This window comes from Halobacillus sp. AWM4_238, assembly GCF_056158265.1.
In genome coordinates, this window is the sequence record NZ_JBSWSY010000002.1 from 890,607 (window position 1) to 908,615 (window position 18,009).

Annotated in this window: 22 protein-coding genes; all 22 read left to right on the forward strand. The window is 43.3% G+C overall.

The features are described from left to right. Position 1 precedes the first annotated feature (1 nt). Complete coding sequence (locus ACXACN_RS04580) at positions 2-367, forward strand: TIGR02530 family flagellar biosynthesis protein (protein WP_474962661.1); 366 nt, start codon at positions 2-4, stop codon at positions 365-367. A gap of 83 nt (positions 368-450) precedes the next feature. Then, a complete protein-coding gene (gene flgG / locus ACXACN_RS04585; RefSeq protein WP_474962663.1) occupies positions 451-1,392 on the forward strand; it encodes a flagellar basal body rod protein FlgG in 942 nt (313 codons plus the stop codon). A gap of 43 nt (positions 1,393-1,435) precedes the next feature. After that, positions 1,436-1,651, forward strand: a complete 216-nt coding sequence (locus ACXACN_RS04590) for a flagellar FlbD family protein (RefSeq protein WP_474962664.1) — start codon at positions 1,436-1,438, stop codon at positions 1,649-1,651. After that, the gene (gene fliL, locus ACXACN_RS04595; protein ID WP_474962665.1) at positions 1,648-2,064 is read left to right on the forward strand and encodes a flagellar basal body-associated protein FliL; all 417 of its coding nucleotides are present in this window, start codon (positions 1,648-1,650) and stop codon (positions 2,062-2,064) included. Before ACXACN_RS04590 ends, fliL begins: the two co-directional genes overlap by 4 nt. Positions 2,065-2,091: 27 nt before the next feature. Then, positions 2,092-3,093 (forward strand): flagellar motor switch protein FliM, encoded by a 1,002-nt coding sequence (fliM, locus tag ACXACN_RS04600; RefSeq protein WP_474962667.1) that lies wholly within the window; start codon positions 2,092-2,094, stop codon positions 3,091-3,093. Next, positions 3,083-4,306 carry a flagellar motor switch phosphatase FliY gene (gene fliY, locus ACXACN_RS04605; RefSeq protein WP_474966799.1) on the forward strand — a complete coding sequence of 408 codons (1,224 nt, stop codon included), beginning with the start codon at positions 3,083-3,085 and terminating at the stop codon, positions 4,304-4,306. Before fliM ends, fliY begins: the two co-directional genes overlap by 11 nt. A gap of 26 nt (positions 4,307-4,332) precedes the next feature. Further along, positions 4,333-4,695, forward strand: a complete 363-nt coding sequence (locus ACXACN_RS04610) for a response regulator (protein ID WP_474962668.1) — start codon at positions 4,333-4,335, stop codon at positions 4,693-4,695. A gap of 13 nt (positions 4,696-4,708) precedes the next feature. Then, the gene (locus ACXACN_RS04615; protein WP_474962670.1) at positions 4,709-5,365 is read left to right on the forward strand and encodes a flagellar biosynthetic protein FliO; all 657 of its coding nucleotides are present in this window, start codon (positions 4,709-4,711) and stop codon (positions 5,363-5,365) included. Continuing rightward, positions 5,358-6,023: a flagellar type III secretion system pore protein FliP gene (gene fliP, locus ACXACN_RS04620; protein ID WP_474962671.1), complete on the forward strand. Its 666-nt coding sequence runs from the start codon at positions 5,358-5,360 to the stop codon at positions 6,021-6,023. The genes ACXACN_RS04615 and fliP overlap by 8 nt, the downstream gene beginning before the upstream one ends. A gap of 17 nt (positions 6,024-6,040) precedes the next feature. Beyond that, positions 6,041-6,310 (forward strand): flagellar biosynthesis protein FliQ, encoded by a 270-nt coding sequence (gene fliQ, locus ACXACN_RS04625; protein WP_089652403.1) that lies wholly within the window; start codon positions 6,041-6,043, stop codon positions 6,308-6,310. Position 6,311: 1 nt separating this feature from the next. Further along, positions 6,312-7,088 carry a flagellar biosynthetic protein FliR gene (gene fliR, locus ACXACN_RS04630; protein WP_474962672.1) on the forward strand — a complete coding sequence of 259 codons (777 nt, stop codon included), beginning with the start codon at positions 6,312-6,314 and terminating at the stop codon, positions 7,086-7,088. 5 nt (positions 7,089-7,093) lie between these two features. Next, on the forward strand, positions 7,094-8,179 hold the full coding sequence (gene flhB, locus ACXACN_RS04635; RefSeq protein WP_474962674.1) for a flagellar biosynthesis protein FlhB: 1,086 nt from the start codon (positions 7,094-7,096) through the stop codon (positions 8,177-8,179). Between the two features lie 17 nt (positions 8,180-8,196). Next, complete coding sequence (gene flhA, locus ACXACN_RS04640; RefSeq protein WP_474962675.1) at positions 8,197-10,227, forward strand: flagellar biosynthesis protein FlhA; 2,031 nt, start codon at positions 8,197-8,199, stop codon at positions 10,225-10,227. After that, positions 10,224-11,339 carry a flagellar biosynthesis protein FlhF gene (gene flhF / locus ACXACN_RS04645; protein WP_474962676.1) on the forward strand — a complete coding sequence of 372 codons (1,116 nt, stop codon included), beginning with the start codon at positions 10,224-10,226 and terminating at the stop codon, positions 11,337-11,339. The genes flhA and flhF overlap by 4 nt, the downstream gene beginning before the upstream one ends. After that, positions 11,323-12,180, forward strand: coding sequence for a MinD/ParA family protein (locus tag ACXACN_RS04650; RefSeq protein WP_474962678.1), 858 nt, complete (start codon positions 11,323-11,325; stop codon positions 12,178-12,180). The genes flhF and ACXACN_RS04650 overlap by 17 nt, the downstream gene beginning before the upstream one ends. 4 nt (positions 12,181-12,184) lie before the next feature. After that, entirely contained in the window at positions 12,185-13,234 is a 1,050-nt protein-coding gene (locus ACXACN_RS04655; protein WP_474962680.1) for a protein-glutamate methylesterase/protein-glutamine glutaminase, read from the forward strand. A gap of 4 nt (positions 13,235-13,238) precedes the next feature. Then, on the forward strand, positions 13,239-15,239 hold the full coding sequence (locus ACXACN_RS04660; RefSeq protein ID WP_474962682.1) for a chemotaxis protein CheW: 2,001 nt from the start codon (positions 13,239-13,241) through the stop codon (positions 15,237-15,239). Positions 15,240-15,257: 18 nt separating this feature from the next. Then, positions 15,258-15,725, forward strand: a complete 468-nt coding sequence (locus ACXACN_RS04665; protein ID WP_474962684.1) for a chemotaxis protein CheW — start codon at positions 15,258-15,260, stop codon at positions 15,723-15,725. Beyond that, a complete protein-coding gene (locus ACXACN_RS04670; RefSeq protein ID WP_474962685.1) occupies positions 15,718-16,362 on the forward strand; it encodes a chemotaxis protein CheC in 645 nt (214 codons plus the stop codon). The genes ACXACN_RS04665 and ACXACN_RS04670 overlap by 8 nt, the downstream gene beginning before the upstream one ends. Next, a complete protein-coding gene (locus ACXACN_RS04675) occupies positions 16,355-16,852 on the forward strand; it encodes a chemotaxis protein CheD (RefSeq protein WP_474962687.1) in 498 nt (165 codons plus the stop codon). Before ACXACN_RS04670 ends, ACXACN_RS04675 begins: the two co-directional genes overlap by 8 nt. Further along, positions 16,849-17,142 (forward strand): hypothetical protein, encoded by a 294-nt coding sequence (locus ACXACN_RS04680; RefSeq protein ID WP_474962688.1) that lies wholly within the window; start codon positions 16,849-16,851, stop codon positions 17,140-17,142. The genes ACXACN_RS04675 and ACXACN_RS04680 overlap by 4 nt, the downstream gene beginning before the upstream one ends. Positions 17,143-17,186: 44 nt before the next feature. Further along, entirely contained in the window at positions 17,187-17,963 is a 777-nt protein-coding gene (locus tag ACXACN_RS04685; RefSeq protein ID WP_474962689.1) for a FliA/WhiG family RNA polymerase sigma factor, read from the forward strand. Positions 17,964-18,009 lie beyond the last annotated feature (46 nt).

Here is an 18,009-nt window from a genome sequence, read left to right on the forward strand (position 1 = left end):
CATGGACCCGCGCATTCAATCCATACATCAGCCGTTACCCATACCGAAGAAAGGTCCACTATACAAGAAATCTAATGTCCCTTTTCAACAGTTCCTTCAGGAAGCAAGAGAGGTCAAAGTGAGTAAACATGCGATGGAGCGGATGAAAGACCGAAAGATTGCAATCAGTGACCAAACCTGGTCCAAAATTGGAGAAAAAATGACCGAAGCGAATAAAAAAGGGGTGGACCAATCCTTGGTCGTGCTCAATGAGGCGGCCCTTGTGGTCAGCTCAAAAAACCGAACGGTCGTGACAGCCATGGATCATAAGGAGACCGAATCTCAAATTTTCACAAATATCAATGGAGTGATTTTTTTAAATCAATAGGCTGGACCCTGTTTGGGAGGCCTCGACCATCTGCTGACCGACTGATGCGGATGAATCTACCGAAGGAAAGGAATGTCGTTACTATGCTACGTTCAATGTATTCAGGGATTTCTGGGATGAAAGGTTTTCAGACAAAGCTCGACACGATCGGGAACAACATCGCAAATGTCAATACGTATGGGTATAAAAAAGGAAGGGTCACGTTTCAGGATATGATGAGCCAGACGATGTCTGCCGCTCAGGGACCGATCGCAGGAGGTAATGGGAACGTAAGAGGTGGATTAAATCCTTCACAAGTTGGACTAGGTTCTCAAGTGGGTTCGGTCGATACAATCCACACCCAGGGAAACCGTCAAACCACGAATCGACCTCTGGATCTTTCCCTTGAAGGAGATGGCATGTTCGTCCTTGCTGAAGCAGGGGATGATTTGATTGACCCTGATGTGAAAACGGTTGATCTTGGCTCTGTCAATCAGAGTTATACACGGGCAGGTAATTTCTACTTAGATTCTGATGGAGCAATTGTAAACAACGAAGGAAAGTATCTGATTGGACAGCCTTATGAAGCGGTTATTGATAATAATGGTACAACAACTTCTCAGCCGTTACTAAACGCTGCAAATCAAGAATCTGCAGGGATTATCACGATCCCTGATAGTGCTCAAAGTTTCAGCATCCAAACCGATGGTACGGTGAATTACGTGGATGGAAACGGGAGCCCACAAATTGCCGGACGGGTTCTATTGGCGAACTTTCCGAACCCAAGTGGTTTAGAAAAGCTCGGAGGCAACTCGTTCCAATATACTCAAAATGCTGGAGACCCGATCGCTGCGTTTAATGACCTTCTAATTGCTGGACAAGACGGAACGGGACAGATGGTATCGGGAGCTCTGGAGATGTCCAACGTGGATCTTGCTGAATCCTTTACTGAAATGATCTCTGCCCAACGTGGGTTTCAGGCAAACACAAGAATCATTACGACGTCTGATGAAATCTTACAAGAGCTCGTCAATCTGAAACGATAAAAGGGGGAGAGGGGCCTGAATGACCGCCCCTCCTTGTTAAACGATGATTAAACTAACGAAACTTAACGGCCAGCCTTTTACTTTCAACGCCATTTACATCGAGCAAATCCAATCAAACCCTGATACTACCGTGATGACAACAACCGGCCGGACATTCCTTGTGAGAGAAAGTGAAGAAGAGGTCGTGGATAAGATCACCAGGTTCTATAAAGAAATCGGTATCGTCAGGGCGTCAGATAAGGCAGGTGAAGACAAATGAATGGATTTAAAGTGATGGTGATCACACTGAGTGCTTTGACTGTCATCGGTGTCGTAGCACTTGTGCTAGTGCTCAATTTTAATGGAGAAAGCGATGCTAGTGGAGAAAGATCCATTGATGACATTCGGGAATCTTCCTTTTTAACAGAGGAAATTACCACGGACTTGCAAAACGGGGATTTTGTCCGTATAAGCTTTCGTGTCGTCACAGACAGCAAGGATTCTATGGAAGAATTGAAAAAAAGAGACTTCCAAATGCAGAATGTCTTGTTGAAAGAATTATCCACGATGGATTCTGAGACGTTTCAATCCGGGTTATCTGACCTTGAGACGAGGGTCAAATTGAAACTGAACGAATTCATGTCTGAAGGAGAAGTCACAGACGTTTACACTGTAAACAAAGTCCTTCAATGATAGAGAAAAAGAAAGGGGGGTGAGGTCTTGGCAGAAGAGGTTCTATCGCAGAACGAAATCGATTCATTGCTTTCTGCCCTGTCTACAGGGGAGATGAATGCAGAAGAGCTGAAGAAAGAAAAAAAGGAGAAGAAGGTAAAGGTCTATGATTTTAAGCGGGCCCTCCGCTTTTCTAAAGATCAAATTAGAAGCTTAACTAGAATACATGAGAACTTTTCCCGGTTGTTGACGACCTATTTTTCAGCGCAGTTGAGGACATATGTAAACATTGAAGTGGCATCAGTAGATCAATTGCCATATGAGGAATTCATCCGTTCGATTCCAACGATGACGATCCTGAATATATTCAGCGTGCCTCCCCTTGAAGGACGAATTCTATTAGAAGCGAATCCGAATGTCTCTTATGCCATGATGGATCGTGTGCTCGGAGGAAAAGGGAGCGGCGTCAACAAAGTAGAGAATTTGACAGAAATTGAAACGACGATCATGTCTCACCTTTTCGAGAGGTCCTTGGAAAACTATCAAGAAGCCTGGGGGTCCATTGTTGATATTGATCCTTTACTTGAAGAGTTTGAAGTGAATCCACAATTCCTGCAGATGGTCTCACCAAATGAAACGGTGGTCGTTGTATCGTTGAACACGACAATTGGAGAGACTAGCGGGATGATCAATATTTGTATTCCTCATGTCGTATTAGAGCCCATCATTCCGAGGTTATCGGTCCACTATTGGATGCAGAAAGAAAAACCGAAAGAGCGGGACCCCGAAGAAGTCCAAGCGATTAGTCGTGCCATTAAGGAAGCAGAATTGGATGTTCGGGCAATCCTTGGAGAAGCGGATATGAGCATAGAGCAATTTTTAGGAATGGGTAAAGAGGATGTCATCCGACTCGATCAACCCATTGACCAACCGCTAAAAATGAAAGTGGATGATGAAGTCAAATTTTATATACAGCCAGGTAAATCCAAAAATAAGCTGGCTGTTCAGGTGTTAGAGGAATATCAAGGGGGTGCCGGAGATAGTGAGTGATGATATGTTATCCCAAGACGAAATTGATGCGCTTTTGAACGGCGGGGGTGACAATGACAACGAAGAGGGACCCTCAAATTTCATGGGAGATGAAACGATTTCTTCATTGGAGGAAGATGCCTTAGGGGAAATCGGAAACATTTCCTTCGGAAGTTCAGCGACCGCCCTGTCATCCCTTTTGAATCAAAAGGTAGAAATTACGACGCCACAGATTTCTGTTTTGGAAAGAAAAGATTTACCAGATGAATTTCCGAAGCCGCACGTAGCGATCGGCGTTACATATACCCATGGCTTTTCTGGAGAGAATGTTCTCGTCATTCGAACGAAGGATGCGGCGATCATCGCCGATTTGATGTTGGGAGGAGATGGTACGGACCCTGATGATCACTTGAATGAAATTGCATTAAGTGCCGTGCAGGAAGCGATGAATCAGATGATGGGATCTGCAGCGACGAGTATGTCGACGATTTTTAACAAAAAAGTCGATATTTCTCCGCCGGCCATCCACGTGCTTGATTTGGAGGTGGAACAAGGAACGAAGAAGATCCCTGATGAGGAAGTGCTCGTCAAAGTGTCCTTCCAGCTCCAGGTTGGGAATTTAATTGATTCGAATATCATGCAGCTCATTCCAGTGAGTTTTGCTAAACAGCTAGTGGAAGAATTAATGAATCCACAACAAGACGAGCCGGCTGTAGAAGAGAGCTTGGATCCCCCTCAGGAAAACTTTTCAAAAAAGGAACCCGAACCGGTGAAAGAACAGCCTTCTGCACAGAAACAAGAAGAACAGTCGCACAGCGAGATGGATGACACATTCTATGAATCTTCTACAAAGAAAGAGGCTCCTCATTCCCCTCAGTATGTAGGAGGGCCGGCAGGAAAAACCGCTGAAGATGCAAATGTACAAACAGCGGAATTTCAAAGTTTTAGTCCTGTTCAATTGAATGGGTCTGAACAGAAAAATCTCGATATGCTGATGGACATTCCATTGAAGGTCACAGTAGAACTTGGACGTACGAAACGTTCCGTCAGGGAAATACTGGATCTTTCCTCAGGTTCTGTCCTGGAACTAGATAAACTAGCCGGGGAGCCCGTAGATATCCATGTGAATGAAAAGTTGATGGCTAAAGGAGAAGTTGTCGTTATTGATGAGAACTTCGGCGTACGGGTGACAGATATATTGAGTCCGAAAGAGCGTTTAACAAAATTAAAATAATCGAATAAGACTAGGGAGGATTTAACATGGCAGAAAGAATATTGATTGTAGACGATGCAGCATTTATGAGAATGATGGTGAAAGATATCTTAACGAAAAATGGTTACGAAATTGCAGGAGAGGCGGAAGACGGGAAGAAAGCCGTCGAGCTTTATAAAGAGGAACAACCGGATTTGGTCACGATGGATATTACGATGCCTGAGATGGACGGAATTTCAGCGTTGAAAGAAATTAAAGGCCAATACCCGGATGCCAAAGTAATTATGTGTTCAGCTATGGGACAGCAGGCGATGGTTGTGGATGCGATTCAAGCAGGAGCGAAAGATTTCATTGTCAAACCATTCCAGGCTGATCGAGTGATCGAGGCTATCCAAAAAGCATTGAGTTAAAGAAGGGATGCAGATGATTTTTACAACAAGAGTGACAATTGCAGCCATTCTGTTCATGGTGCTGGCCAGTGTTTTTCCTACACATGGATTTGCTCAGCCCACGGCCTTTGAATGTTTGGAGAACCCTCAGTTAGAGGGTTGTCCTTCATCTGAAGGTGTACAGGGAGAAAATGATCAAACATCCAATTCTCCTGCAGAAATGAATAACGGGGACAGTCTTATATGGAATGTGGTTAAACTCATCTTTGCCTTGATTTTTGTAGTGGCTCTCCTCTATGGATTACTGAAATTTTTTAATCAAAAAAATAAAATGTTCAACCAAAACCGAACGATGGAAAATCTGGGTGGCATGAATCTGGGGCCGAATCGATCGATCCAGGCCGTCCGTATTGGAGGACAGGTGTTTATCCTTGGAGTTGGAGAAACGGTACAAATCATTACAGAAATCACAGAAGAAGAGACGAAGAAGACATTGATGCAACCCGATGTGAGTGGGGCATCTCCCCAATTTAATATTAAAAAATGGGCAGACATCTGGAAAGGCAAGCAAGAAGCTGGAAGCCAGTCTTCCACACAATTTCAGCAGCTTTTTGAAAATCAATTGAATGACATGAAAGAGAAACGAAAGAAAGTGATGGATGGGAAGAGGAGGGATTCCGAGCATGAATGAATTCATTGATATCTTCTCAAATTCCGACCCGGAAAGTGTGGCAACTTCTGTCAAGTTGCTTCTGCTGCTGACGGTTCTCTCCTTGGCGCCGGGGATTTTAATCTTAATGACAAGTTTTACAAGGATTCTGATCGTGTTGTCTTTTGTAAGGACTTCGTTGGCTACACAGTCCATGCCCCCCAATCAAGTCCTCATCGGTATAGCGTTATTCCTCACATTTTTCATTATGGCTCCTACGTTTCAAGAAGTGAATGAAGAAGCGTTGACACCGCTTTTCAATGAAGAAATTACGTTGGATGAAGCTTATGAGGAAGCCAGTGAACCAATGAAAGAATTTATGGGAAAACATACGAGGCAAAAGGATCTGGCTTTGTTTATGAATTATTCAGGATTGGAAGCGCCTGAAAGTATACAAGACGTTCCGCTGACAACCCTTGTTCCTGCTTTTGCCATCAGTGAATTAAAAACGGCTTTTCAGATGGGTTTCATGATTTTTGTTCCTTTTCTCGTGATTGATATGGCTGTAGCGAGTGTCCTTATGTCCATGGGAATGATGATGCTTCCACCAGTCATGATCTCCCTGCCATTTAAAATTCTACTCTTTGTTTTAGTAGATGGATGGTATTTAATATCAAAATCATTATTAGAAGGCTTTTAAGATCGGAGGTTTAAAGAATGAACAGCAACATGGTAATTTCGTTTGCAAAAGAAGGCATTTATACCGTCCTCCTCATATCTGGCCCACTCTTGATTTTGGCACTTGCCATCGGATTACTAGTCAGTATTTTTCAGGCAACAACGCAGATTCAGGAACAGACGCTTGCCTTCATTCCAAAAATCGTAGCGGTCATGATTGGTCTCATTGTCTTTGGACCTTGGATGCTCACCAATATGGTTGAATTCACAGCCAATATATTTAACAACTTGAATATCCTGGTGGGATAACATGCTGGATACGATTGATTGGGCCAATGTGCCAGCGTTTTTGCTCATTTTAGTGAGGGTGACATCTTTTTTCGTCACGTTGCCTCTCTTTTCATATCGGACAGTTCCAACAAGACATAAAGTCGCGTTCAGCTTTTTCCTGGCTGCCATCATGTATTTCACGGTCCCTGCCCCTGATTTAATCATAAATGGGGAGTATTTTCTTTTGCTTTTCAAAGAAATGGCCGTAGGGATCGGTGTCGGTCTTATAGCCTACATCATTCTTTCCGCGATACAAATCGCAGGCGGATTCATAGATTTTCAGATGGGGTTTGCCATTGCTAACGTGATTGACCCTCAGACAGGCGCCCAAAGTCCATTGATTGGACAGTACTTATATATTATCACTCTTTTATTCATTTTAGCTGTCGATGGTCACCATTTAATGATTGACGGCGTGTTTTACAGCTATGGAGTGATTGCGATTGATCAATTTCTACCATTAAGGGAAGAAGGATGGATTATCTTCGTCATCCAATCTTTTAACCAAATGTTCGTCATCGCCTTTCTCATGGCTATTCCAATTGTAGGGTGTCTGTTTTTAGTCGATATCGCTCTCGGTATCGTAGCGAGAACTGTACCTCAGCTCAATGTTTTTGTCGTTGGTTTACCTTTGAAAATTTTTGTATCCCTTTCTGTGCTTGTCATAGCGATGACGTTTTACATGATGCTCATTAGGAATTTGTTTGACACGATGCTGACGACGATGCGTGACCTTATGCAATTATTTGGAGGTTGAGAATAATGATTTGGTTAAAACTTGATCTCCAGTATTTTGCTGCGGATGAGAAAACGGAGAAAGCGACGCCAAAAAAGCGGGAAGATACAAGGAAAAAAGGACAGGTGCCGAAGAGTCAGGATGTGAATACGGGTTTCTTGCTGCTCCTCATATTTGGCACGCTCTTCCTTCTTGGAGGATATATGGAAGGGACACTGACAGGCATGTACAAAGTTGCTTTTAATGAGTACATACATAAAGACCTGACAGAAGCACAGACCCATGCTGTGTTCGTAGAAATGACCATGGAGATTTCCAAGATTATCGCGCCGATCATGGGTGTAGCGGTTGTTGCTGGTATTGCATCGAATCTCCTGCAGGTGGGGATCATGTTTACGGCTGAACCTTTGAAGATGGATTTGAAGAAATTGGATCCCATCAAAGGAGCGAAAAGGATTTTTTCAGCACGGGCATTAGTCGAGCTCCTGAAATCCTTGTTGAAAATCAGTATGGTGGGTGTCATTACGTTTGCCATCATTTGGGTGAATAAAGACCAAATGATGATGATGTCGCAAAAATCTGTAGAAGCTGCGCTTGCTTTCTTTGGAACAGTTACGACCATCATGGGATTAGCATCTGCGTTCGCGTTGTTGATTTTATCCGTTCTTGATTATACCTATCAAAAATATGACCATGAAAAAAACATCCGGATGTCCAAGAAAGACATCAAAGATGAACATAAAAACATGGAAGGGGATCCTCAAATCAAAGCTAAAATTAAGGAGAAGCAGCGCCAGATGTCTGCTGCGAGGATGATGAGTGAGGTGCCGGATGCTGATGTGGTCATCACCAATCCAACCCACTACGCCATCGCCATCAAATATGACGAAGCAATGTCATCGGCTCCTTATGTCGTAGCGATGGGTGTGGATTTTATCGCTCTTAAAATCAAGGAAGTGGCGAAATCGAATGATGTAATCACAGTGGAAAACAGACCGCTGGCCAGAGCCTTGTACCAGCATTCAGAAATAGATCAACCGATCGATGAGCAATTCTATAAAGCTGTTGCTGAAGTATTGGCTTATGTCTACCAATTAGAAAGAAAAATGTAAGAAAGGAGTAGACCCTCATGTCAGCTAGAGATTTATCTGTACTTATAGGCGTGATTTTGATTATTGTCATGCTTGTCATACCATTACCGGGGTGGCTCCTTAGCTTTTTTATACTGATCAATATTACCCTTGCTCTGATTGTCATCCTCGTTTCTATGAACATGGATGAACCCCTGCAGTTTGCTGTCTTTCCGACTTTGCTATTATTACTCACTTTATTTCGATTAGGATTGAATGTTTCAACCACTCGTTCCATTCTCTCTGAAGCAGAAGCAGGGGGAGTGGTTGCAACATTTGGAACGTTTGTCATTGGGGGAAACCCTCTTGTCGGGTTTGTGGTTTTCGTGATCCTGGTTATTATTCAGTTTCTTGTCATTACGAAAGGCGCCGAAAGGGTCTCGGAAGTAGCGGCCCGTTTTACATTGGATGCCATGCCTGGTAAACAGATGAGCATTGATGCCGATCTCAATGCAGGAATGATCAATGAACATCAAGCGAAAGAACGCCGGGAAAAGATCGAAAATGAATCCGATTTCTATGGAGCGATGGACGGAGCGAGTAAGTTCGTTAAAGGGGATGCCATTGCAGGGATCATCATCGTCTTGATCAACATTATCTTCGGATTGATTATTGGAATGGTTCAGATGGGGATGTCTTTTAGTGAAGCGATTGATACTTACATGCGTCTGACGGTGGGTGACGGTCTTGTCAGTCAAATCCCGGCTCTTCTCATATCGACAGCGACGGGGATCGTTGTAACGAGGGTGGCTTCTGAAGGGAACTTGAGTACGGATGTCACAGGTCAGCTGCTACGGTATCCGAAGTTGCTTTACATTGCAGCGGCTACCATTTTCCTTCTCGGATTGACACCAATCCCAATCTTCTTAACGACTTTGATTTCAGCCGTCCTTGTGTTTGGGGGATATTGGTTATCGAGGCAGGAGAAAGAACCGGAATTTGACGAACCTGAGGAGATGGATGAAGCGGAGAGCGATCAAATGAAATCGCCAGAAAGTGTCGTGAATTTGATTAGCATGGATCCAATTGAGTTTGAATTCGGATACGCTTTAATTCCGATTGCGGATACGAACCAGGGTGGCGATCTTCTTGACCGCATCGTCATGATTCGTAGACAGTTGGCGATTGAGCTTGGCATCGTTATTCCTGTCGTTAGGATCAGGGATAATATACAGCTGAGCCCGAATGAGTACCGTCTCAAAGTGAAAGGGAATGAAGTGGCCCAAGGCGAGCTTTTATTGGACCATTACTTAGCGATGAGTCCAGGGGATGATGATGGAATTGATGGAATCGATACACAGGAACCTGCATTTGGTCTACCTGCTAAGTGGATCACGGAAGATCAGAAAGACGAAGCAGAACTTTCCGGTTATACGGTTGTCGACCCACCTTCTGTAGTATCGACACATATTACTGAAGTCATTAAACAGCAGGCTCATGCGCTGCTGGGAAGACAGGAGACCCAGCAATTAATCGACCATTTAAAAGAATCTTATCCGATCCTCGTAGAAGAAGTGACGCCGGATCCTCTTCGTGTAGGAGATGTACAAAAAGTCCTTGCAAAACTACTACGTGAAAATGTCTCTGTGAAGAATTTGCCTGTCATTTTTGAAACACTCGCTGATTTTGCGAAAATGACGAATGATACAGAACTCTTGGCAGAATATGCGCGACAATCTTTATCTGCTCAGATCACGAACCAGTATAAAAAAGACAACCAATTAGTGAAAGTTATTACCGTTTCCGGAAAAGTGGAAAAGATCATTGCTGATCATATTCAGCAGACAGAGCATGGAAGTTTTCTGGCTCTTGATCCTGAGAATCAGCAAACCATCATTACGGCCATTGCGGAACAAGTGGAGCAAATGTCCTTACAGGAAGAAACAGCCATTCTTTTATGCTCCCCAGCGGTAAGAATGTATGTAAAACAACTGCTGGATCGTTTCTTACCACAAGTCGTTGTTTTATCTTATAACGAATTAGATCCAACCGTAGAAGTCCAGAGTGTAGGGGTGGTGAATGTAGCGTGAGAGTGAAAAAATTCGAGGCTGCAACAATGCCGGAAGCCATGAAAAAAGTGCGAACCGAATTGGGGACAGAGGCTGTGATCCTGAATTCCAAAGTGAAGAAATCCGGTGGTTTTCTAGGTCTGTTTAAGAAAGAAATAACAGAAGTCATCGCTGCCATTGACCCGTCTGATGAGCACCAAACGAAAAACGGGGCAGCAAGGGGCGTTGATAAAAAGGAAGAATTGATACCACCGGTCAATCCGGTCAACCCTAACCGTGAAATCATGGAAGAATTGAAGCATCTTAGATCCCTTATTCAAAATCCCAAAGAAACCTATCCTGGAAAGCTGGAAATGGCTTATCAGTTCCTTTTAGAACAAGAAGTCTCTGAAGGTGTCGCTAAAGATACGATCCAACGTTTGTTAGAAAAGGGTGGCCCTCTGGATGATCCAGCCAAGATTGAAAACCAACTCAGGCTGGAACTGTATGAATCTATGAAAGAAAAAAGATTTGGAAAAACGACTTTTGATAAGAAATTCATCCATTTAGTCGGACCGACGGGTGTGGGAAAGACGACGACACTTGCAAAACTAGCTGCTGATGCATCTTTGAACCACCACTTGAATGTAGGTTTTATCACAACGGACACGTATCGGATTGCCGCCATCGATCAGTTGAAGACCTATGCAAAGATTTTAGATATCCCGCTTGAAGTTGCTTATAACATGGAGGACTACAAAAAGGCGAAAGAACGTTTTCAAAAATTCGATCTCGTCCTTGTCGATACGGCAGGAAGGAATTTCAGAGATCCATCTTTCGTCCTTGAACTTCAAAAAATGATCGATTTTAACGAGGAATCGGATAATTTCCTTGTTTTAGGGATGACGAGCAAACTTACGGATATGAATGAAATTCTTCAACAATTCAATGACATTCCTATCCATCAGTTGATTTTCACCAAAGCGGATGAAACAGCACACATGGGCAATGCAGTTAACATGGTGCTTACCCATGGAATAGGAATTGCCTATTTGACGAATGGTCAAAATGTCCCAGATGACATTAAGCCTGCTTCGGCAATGGGTATGGCCAGAGAGATTACGGAGGGGTTTGCAAATGAAAGATCAAGCTGAAATCCTTCGCAGGCGTATGCTGGAAACGGATGAAAAAAAACATGCCAGGACCATAGCCATAGCCAGTGGAAAAGGTGGGGTGGGAAAATCGAATTTCTGCCTCAACTTTGCGTTGCAGCTCATGAAAAATGGCAAGAAAGTTTTGATCTTTGATTTGGATATCGGAATGGGAAACATCGATATTTTGATGGGGAAATCACCAAAGCGCACATTTATCGACTTATTTCGAGAAGATTTCTCCGTTCGTGATATTATTGAACTAGGACCAGAATCCTTATCTTACATAGCTGGGGGCTCAGGACTGTCCCATATTTTTGAACTGGATCAAACGAAGTTTGCCTATTTTCAAAGTGCTTTCGAAAAGCTGACCAGGTCTTACGACTTCATCCTTTTCGACATGGGAGCTGGTGCCTCTGAAGACAGCCTGCATTTAATCAGCTCTGCAGATGAGACGATCGTCGTGATTACTCCTGAACCGACTTCGATTACAGACGGGTATGCGATGATCAAGCATCTCATACGTAAAGACAATACGGCTCCGATTAAAATTCTCGTGAATCGCTCGCTAGACGAAAAGAACGGAAGGGCAACATTCCATCGGCTATCGCTCGTCGTTAAAAGATTCTTAGATGCGGAAGTCACTCTGATAGGTGTTTTGCCCGATGACAGGTCTGTACTCGAAGCTGTCAATAAACAGAGACCCTTTGTAATCGATCGTCCAAATAGCAAAGTAAGCCGATCCCTCAAGCAGTTGGTGAGTCATTATTTGAGCGAGAGCCAACCAGAGGAGATTACCCTTTCGTTTGTAGATAAATTAAAGAGATTTGTTTTTGAGAGGTAGAGATATGAAAAAGATTCGGGTATTAATTGTCGATGATTCCGCCTTCATGAGGAAAATATTGACGGACATGTTAAAAAAAGACCATCGGATTCATGTGGTTGGCACAGCGAGGAACGGCAAAGATTGCCTTAAAAAATTGGATCTCTTATGTCCTGATGTCGTTACGATGGATATAGAGATGCCCGTGATGAATGGATTAGAGGCATTAAAAACCATTATGGAACGTTCCCCTCTTCCGGTAGTCATGGTTTCAAGTTTGACGAAAGAAGGGGCGGAGAGCACCTTGAAAGCCATGAGTCTTGGAGCCGTGGACTTCATACAAAAGCCGTCTGGATCCATTTCTCTTGATATGGCAACCGTAGATAAAGATGTCATACGTAAAGTTCTGACTGCGGGGGATGCGAATGTCCATCCACCGTCAAAAAGCTCTGGTGAAAAAGTGACTATCCCTGACCATGTAAAAGAAGAGGGGCATGTCATCGCAATGGGTACCTCTACCGGGGGACCTAGAGCTTTGCAGGAAGTATTGACGTCACTTCCGAGCAACCTTCCTGCTCCAATCCTAGTTGTTCAACACATGCCGAAAGGATTTACCAAGTCGTTGGCTTCACGTCTTCATCGACTGTCTGAAATTTCAGTGAAAGAAGCTGAACATATGGAAGATATACATAATGGTGTTGCTTATATCGCTCCGGGTGGTTATCACATGGAAGTTGCTGAACACAACCAGCGCCTCGTGATTCATTTAAATGAATCCAGCCCACTTCATGGCCATAGACCTTCTGTGAATGTGATGTTTTCTTCCATTGCTAAACTCCCAGGGATCTCCACCACGTCGGTGATTATGACGGGTATGGGTGCGGATGGTTTACAAGGAATTCTTGCCATGAAAGAGCAAGGGAGAAAAGTCTTTACGATTGCAGAAGATGAAAGTACCTGTGTCGTTTACGGAATGCCAAAGGCAGTCATTAAATCGGGTCTTGCTGATGACGTAAAGAAATTAAGTGAAATCAGTAGCAGTATCGTAAAGTCTCTTCAAAATATAAGGAGGTAGTCCTATGGAAACCAATCAATACTTGGAAGTTTTTATTGATGAAAGTAAGGAGCATTTGCAATCCATCAACGACCAATTGCTACATTTGGAAAAGAATCCCCAGGACCTTTCGATCGTTAATGAAATTTTCAGGTCTGCCCATACATTAAAGGGGATGTCTGCAACGATGGGCTATCAAGATCTTTCAAATTTGACTCACAAAATGGAAAATGTTTTGGATGCCGTACGGAATGAAAAAGTGTCTGTGGATGAAGGTATTTTAGATGTCGTCTTTGATTCTGTTGATGATTTAGAGGCTATGGTCATCGATATATCGGAAGGCGGCTCTGGAGAAAGAAATGTAGAAAGGGTCGTTGAGCTCTTAAAAAATATTGAGAACGGTGGGGGAAGTACAGCCGTGGCTTCGGGGACAGCTGCGCCACAGAATGTTGAAACAGTCCCATCCCTCTCCATTGATGACTATACAAAAGCAGCTTTAGAACAATCTAGTGAACTAGGAAAGAACAATTTCCAAGTTGCGGTGATATTGAGAGAAGATTGCCTGCTGAAAGCTGCACGCGTCTACATGGTTTTTGAGATCCTTGAGCAAGCTGGAGATGTCATCAATTCTTCCCCTTCTGTCGAAGAATTGGAAAACGAAGAATTCGAAACGACTTTCCATGTTTTACTTGTAACCGATGATTCAGCAGAGGCTATCGAAAGCAAAATTAAAAAAGTATCAGAAATTGAGACGGTTCAAGTCACCGTTTATCAAATTCCTGAAGAAACAAAAGAAGAAACGAAGCCTTTACAGCAAGAAAGGACTGCACAAGAACAAGCGCCTGTTCAAAAAGAAGAGAAAGATGGAAAGCAGGTAGGGAACAAAACCATTCGAATCAATATTGATCGACTGGATGCACTGATGAACTTGTTTGAGGAACTTGTCATCGACCGTGGGCGCCTTGAACAAATTTCAGAGGATCTGAAGCACAATGAACTCCGTGAAACCGTCGAAAGAATGTCTAGAATCTCCGGAGACCTGCAAAGCATTATTTTGAACATGCGTATGGTGCCCGTTGAGCAAGTGTTCAATCGATTTCCTAGAATGGTTCGTCAGCTCTCGAAAGATTTAAATAAGAAAATTGATTTGAGTGTTGTCGGGGCAGAAACAGAACTTGATCGTACGGTCATCGATGAAATCGGAGATCCGCTCGTCCACCTTATTCGGAACGCGATCGATCACGGCATAGAAGGTCCAGTTGAAAGAGAGGCAAAAGGAAAGCTGGCCACAGGAAAGCTAGAACTGAAAGCCTATCATTCCGGAAACCATGTTTTCATTGAAATCTCTGATGATGGCGGCGGAATAGCCCGTGAAAAAGTGGTTCAAAAAGCGGTAAGTAATCGTGTGGTAACAGAGGATCAGGCAGCGACAATGACGGACTCTCAAGTGTATGACTTGATTATGGAAAGCGGATTTTCTACAGCTGACACAATTTCAGATGTGTCAGGAAGAGGAGTTGGATTAGATGTCGTGAAAAGTACGATCGAGTCTCTTGGAGGGAACATTTCTGTTGATTCCGTACCAGATCAAGGCAGTGTATTTTCCATTCAATTGCCACTCACTCTATCGATCATTTCCGTCATGCTTGTAGAAGTGCAAAAAGAAAAATACGCCATTCCCCTTTCTTCGATTATTGAAACGGCCATTGTGAAAAAAGAAGAGATCATGCACGCCCACAACAAAAAAGTCATCGACTTCAGAGGAAGAGTCGTTCCTCTTGTCTTTTTGAAAGATGTGTTGAATGTACCGGAAGAATTGGCAGAGGACGATTACTATTCAGTAGTAATCGTTAGAAAAGGAGAAAAAACGGCCGCTCTTGTCGTCAATTCATTTATTGGGCAGCAAGAAGTCGTTCTAAAGTCTCTTGGTGATTACTTATCCGGGGCATTCGCCATTTCGGGTGCGACCATTTTAGGAGATGGACAAGTGGCATTAATTCTCGACAGCAATGCTTTAGTCAAGTAATAAAGGAGGGAATAGAAAGTGGCAGAAGCAAACAAAAAACTGAAAGTAATCGTATTTCAAATTCATGATGAAGAATACACCGTGCCGGTTGATCTTGTAGGATCCATTGAGCGGATGATGCCGATCACCCGTGTACCAGGTACGAAACCATTTGTAAAAGGGGTTTTGAATCTCAGAGGGGTTGTCACACCTGTGATTGACTTGAGAGAAAGATTTGGAATAGAAGAAGTGCACGATACCGATGCCACAAGGATCATTACAGTGGAAATCCATGAGATGAATGTGGGTTTGATCGTGGACTCAGCAAACGATGTTCTGGATCTTGATGGAGATAGTATTGAACCTCCACCAGAAGTGGTAGGGACGGTTGAAGAGGAATATATCCAAGGGGTATCCAAAATGGATCAGCGTCTATTCATTTTATTAAATCTAGAAAAGGTCCTCGCTAAAGAAGATGTTCATGAGTTGAATGAACTTCATGTCTAAACAAATGAATTTTAGTGAAGGATTTGGTCCTATTCAATTGGACGTCTTGAGAGAAATTGGAAATATCGGATCAGGTCATGCGGCTACATCTCTATCCAAACTGCTTCATAAGAGAGTAGAGATGCATGTTCCAGGCGTAGAAATCGTGGACTTTGACCAAGTGATGGAGCTTGCGGGTGGAGCAGATAAAGAAGTGGTCAGCGTTTTCCAAAGAATTGAAGGAGAGGCTCCAGGCGCCATGTTCTTTATCGTGGCACCTTCTCAAGCGCAGCATTTGGTAAAGCTTATGACACATTCCTCTGATGGATTGGAGAACGGTTCGGAAATGGCCTTATCCACGCTGCAGGAACTCGGGAATATCCTATCTGGTGCGTACCTTACCGCGCTCGGCGATTTCACAGATTTGGAACTTTATTCCACCGTCCCATCCATATCTCAAGACATGGCAGGTGCTATTTTAAGCATGGGGTTAATTGAGCTTTCCCAAGTGAGTGATGTAGCCATCGTCATCAAGACTTCTCTATCAGACGGAGTAAGCGGGAAAGATGAAGTCATGGAAGGGCATTTCTTCCTTTTCCCCGATCCACCCTCCTATCAGAAGATTTTTGCTTCCTTAGGAGTGCTTGAAAATGATTAAGAATGGACAGATTATGAAAATTGGAATCGGGGACATGGGAATCGTTCATTCTCCCGATGTGATCAAAACCTCGGGCCTCGGCTCCTGTGTCGGAATCGTTCTCTTTGATGAAGTGAAAAAAATGGCCGGTATGGCTCATATCATGCTGCCTGATGCAGCCCTTGCCAAAAAACAGGGACTGAAAAGAGCGAAGTATGCAGACACAGCCATTGAAGATTTATTAGCGGCTTTAAAGGGGGCGGGAGCTTCTTCCTATCGATTAAAAGCGAAACTGGCAGGCGGAGCACAAATGTTTCAATTCAGTTCTTCTAATGACATGATGCGTATTGGTCCGAGGAATGTAGAGGCGGTTAAAGGGAACCTAAAAGCACTTGGAATACCGATATTGGCTGAAGATGTTGGCGGCAGGAGCGGACGAACGATTGAATTTAATCCTGAAACCTCAGATCTGTATATAAGAAAAGTGAATCAAGGGGAACGTGTGATTTGATGAATGGAACAATACTCTGGAATTTATGTGCGGCTGTGTTCGGGTTTCTATTCGTATCTGTGATCAGTGCTCAAGTGACGACATTTGAAACAGCCATATTCAGGGGTGCCATAGGATTTTTTAGTTTTTTCATACTCTCCTATATGCTTCGGGGTCTGTGCCGCATGATCACAGTGTCAAGCTTCCCAAAAGAAGGCGATCATGACTCGAATCAATCAGAGTCTAAGTTGAAAGTGGATGCAGAAGAAACTTCGAAAATGGTGCGAAGATTATTGAATGAAGACTCGTAATGGGCTTAGAGAAAATAACCAACAAAAGGACGGGGAGGATTGGAATGGCCAGCTGTTTATCTCCTCAAGAACAACAGTGGTGGAATCTATGGACACATGAACAGGATGGAGAGGCCGCAAATCAATTGGTCCAACAATACGACTATTTAGTGAGCTACCATGTCCAGCGGATCTCCGCTCATTTACCTAAGAGTGTAAGTAAAGATGATGTCAGAAGTTTAGGGATGTTAGGACTGTATGATGCGCTCAAGAAATTTGATCGAACGAGAGATTTGAAGTTTGATACCTATGCTTCCTTTAGGATCAGAGGTTCGATTATGGATGGATTACGAAAAGAAGACTGGCTACCGAGGTCAGTCAGAGACCGATCAAAAAAAATTGAACAAATGACAGAAAAACTGGAACAGGAATTGCAGCGTCCAGTAACTTCCAATGAAATAGCCAAAGCTCTAGACCTTTCTCCTGAAGAAGTGGAGGAAACCGTCAAAGATTCTCTTTTTTCAAATGTCTTGTCTATGGAAGAAAAATCGAATGATGGTAACGAGGATCATAAAGAAGGGATCGGATATTCCATTCCAGATAATCAAACGTTTACCCCTTCGGAATCCGTAATCAAAAAGGAAAATTATGAAGAATTAGCGACAGAAATCGGCCGATTAAATGAGAAAGAGCAACTTGTTATCAGCCTTTTCTACCATGAGGAGCTGACTCTAACAGAAATTGGTCAGGTTCTGGAATTAACAACTTCTCGGATTTCCCAAATTCATGCAAAAGCAATCTACAAGCTGAAAGGTGCTTTGAAAGAAATCGTAACGGGGTAGGGGAGATGTGTATACCGTTCTCGACCTAGGTGAAATATGCACTGCA

Excerpts from the sequence above, each read along its gene's own strand:
- ACXACN_RS04580 (WP_474962661.1), top strand. The coding sequence starts at position 2 with ATGGACCCGCGCATTCAATCCATACATCAGCCGTTACCCATACCGAAG.
- flgG (WP_474962663.1), top strand. The coding sequence starts at position 451 with ATGCTACGTTCAATGTATTCAGGGATTTCTGGGATGAAAGGTTTTCAG.
- ACXACN_RS04590 (WP_474962664.1), top strand. The coding sequence starts at position 1,436 with ATGATTAAACTAACGAAACTTAACGGCCAGCCTTTTACTTTCAACGCC.
- fliL (WP_474962665.1), top strand. The coding sequence starts at position 1,648 with ATGAATGGATTTAAAGTGATGGTGATCACACTGAGTGCTTTGACTGTC.
- ACXACN_RS04610 (WP_474962668.1), top strand. The coding sequence starts at position 4,333 with ATGGCAGAAAGAATATTGATTGTAGACGATGCAGCATTTATGAGAATG.
- ACXACN_RS04615 (WP_474962670.1), top strand. The coding sequence starts at position 4,709 with ATGATTTTTACAACAAGAGTGACAATTGCAGCCATTCTGTTCATGGTG.
- fliP (WP_474962671.1), top strand. The coding sequence starts at position 5,358 with ATGAATGAATTCATTGATATCTTCTCAAATTCCGACCCGGAAAGTGTG.
- fliQ (WP_089652403.1), top strand. The coding sequence starts at position 6,041 with ATGAACAGCAACATGGTAATTTCGTTTGCAAAAGAAGGCATTTATACC.
- fliR (WP_474962672.1), top strand. The coding sequence starts at position 6,312 with ATGCTGGATACGATTGATTGGGCCAATGTGCCAGCGTTTTTGCTCATT.
- flhB (WP_474962674.1), top strand. The coding sequence starts at position 7,094 with ATGATTTGGTTAAAACTTGATCTCCAGTATTTTGCTGCGGATGAGAAA.
- flhA (WP_474962675.1), top strand. The coding sequence starts at position 8,197 with ATGTCAGCTAGAGATTTATCTGTACTTATAGGCGTGATTTTGATTATT.
- ACXACN_RS04650 (WP_474962678.1), top strand. The coding sequence starts at position 11,323 with ATGAAAGATCAAGCTGAAATCCTTCGCAGGCGTATGCTGGAAACGGAT.
- ACXACN_RS04655 (WP_474962680.1), top strand. The coding sequence starts at position 12,185 with ATGAAAAAGATTCGGGTATTAATTGTCGATGATTCCGCCTTCATGAGG.
- ACXACN_RS04660 (WP_474962682.1), top strand. The coding sequence starts at position 13,239 with ATGGAAACCAATCAATACTTGGAAGTTTTTATTGATGAAAGTAAGGAG.
- ACXACN_RS04670 (WP_474962685.1), top strand. The coding sequence starts at position 15,718 with ATGTCTAAACAAATGAATTTTAGTGAAGGATTTGGTCCTATTCAATTG.
- ACXACN_RS04675 (WP_474962687.1), top strand. The coding sequence starts at position 16,355 with ATGATTAAGAATGGACAGATTATGAAAATTGGAATCGGGGACATGGGA.
- ACXACN_RS04685 (WP_474962689.1), top strand. The coding sequence starts at position 17,187 with ATGGCCAGCTGTTTATCTCCTCAAGAACAACAGTGGTGGAATCTATGG.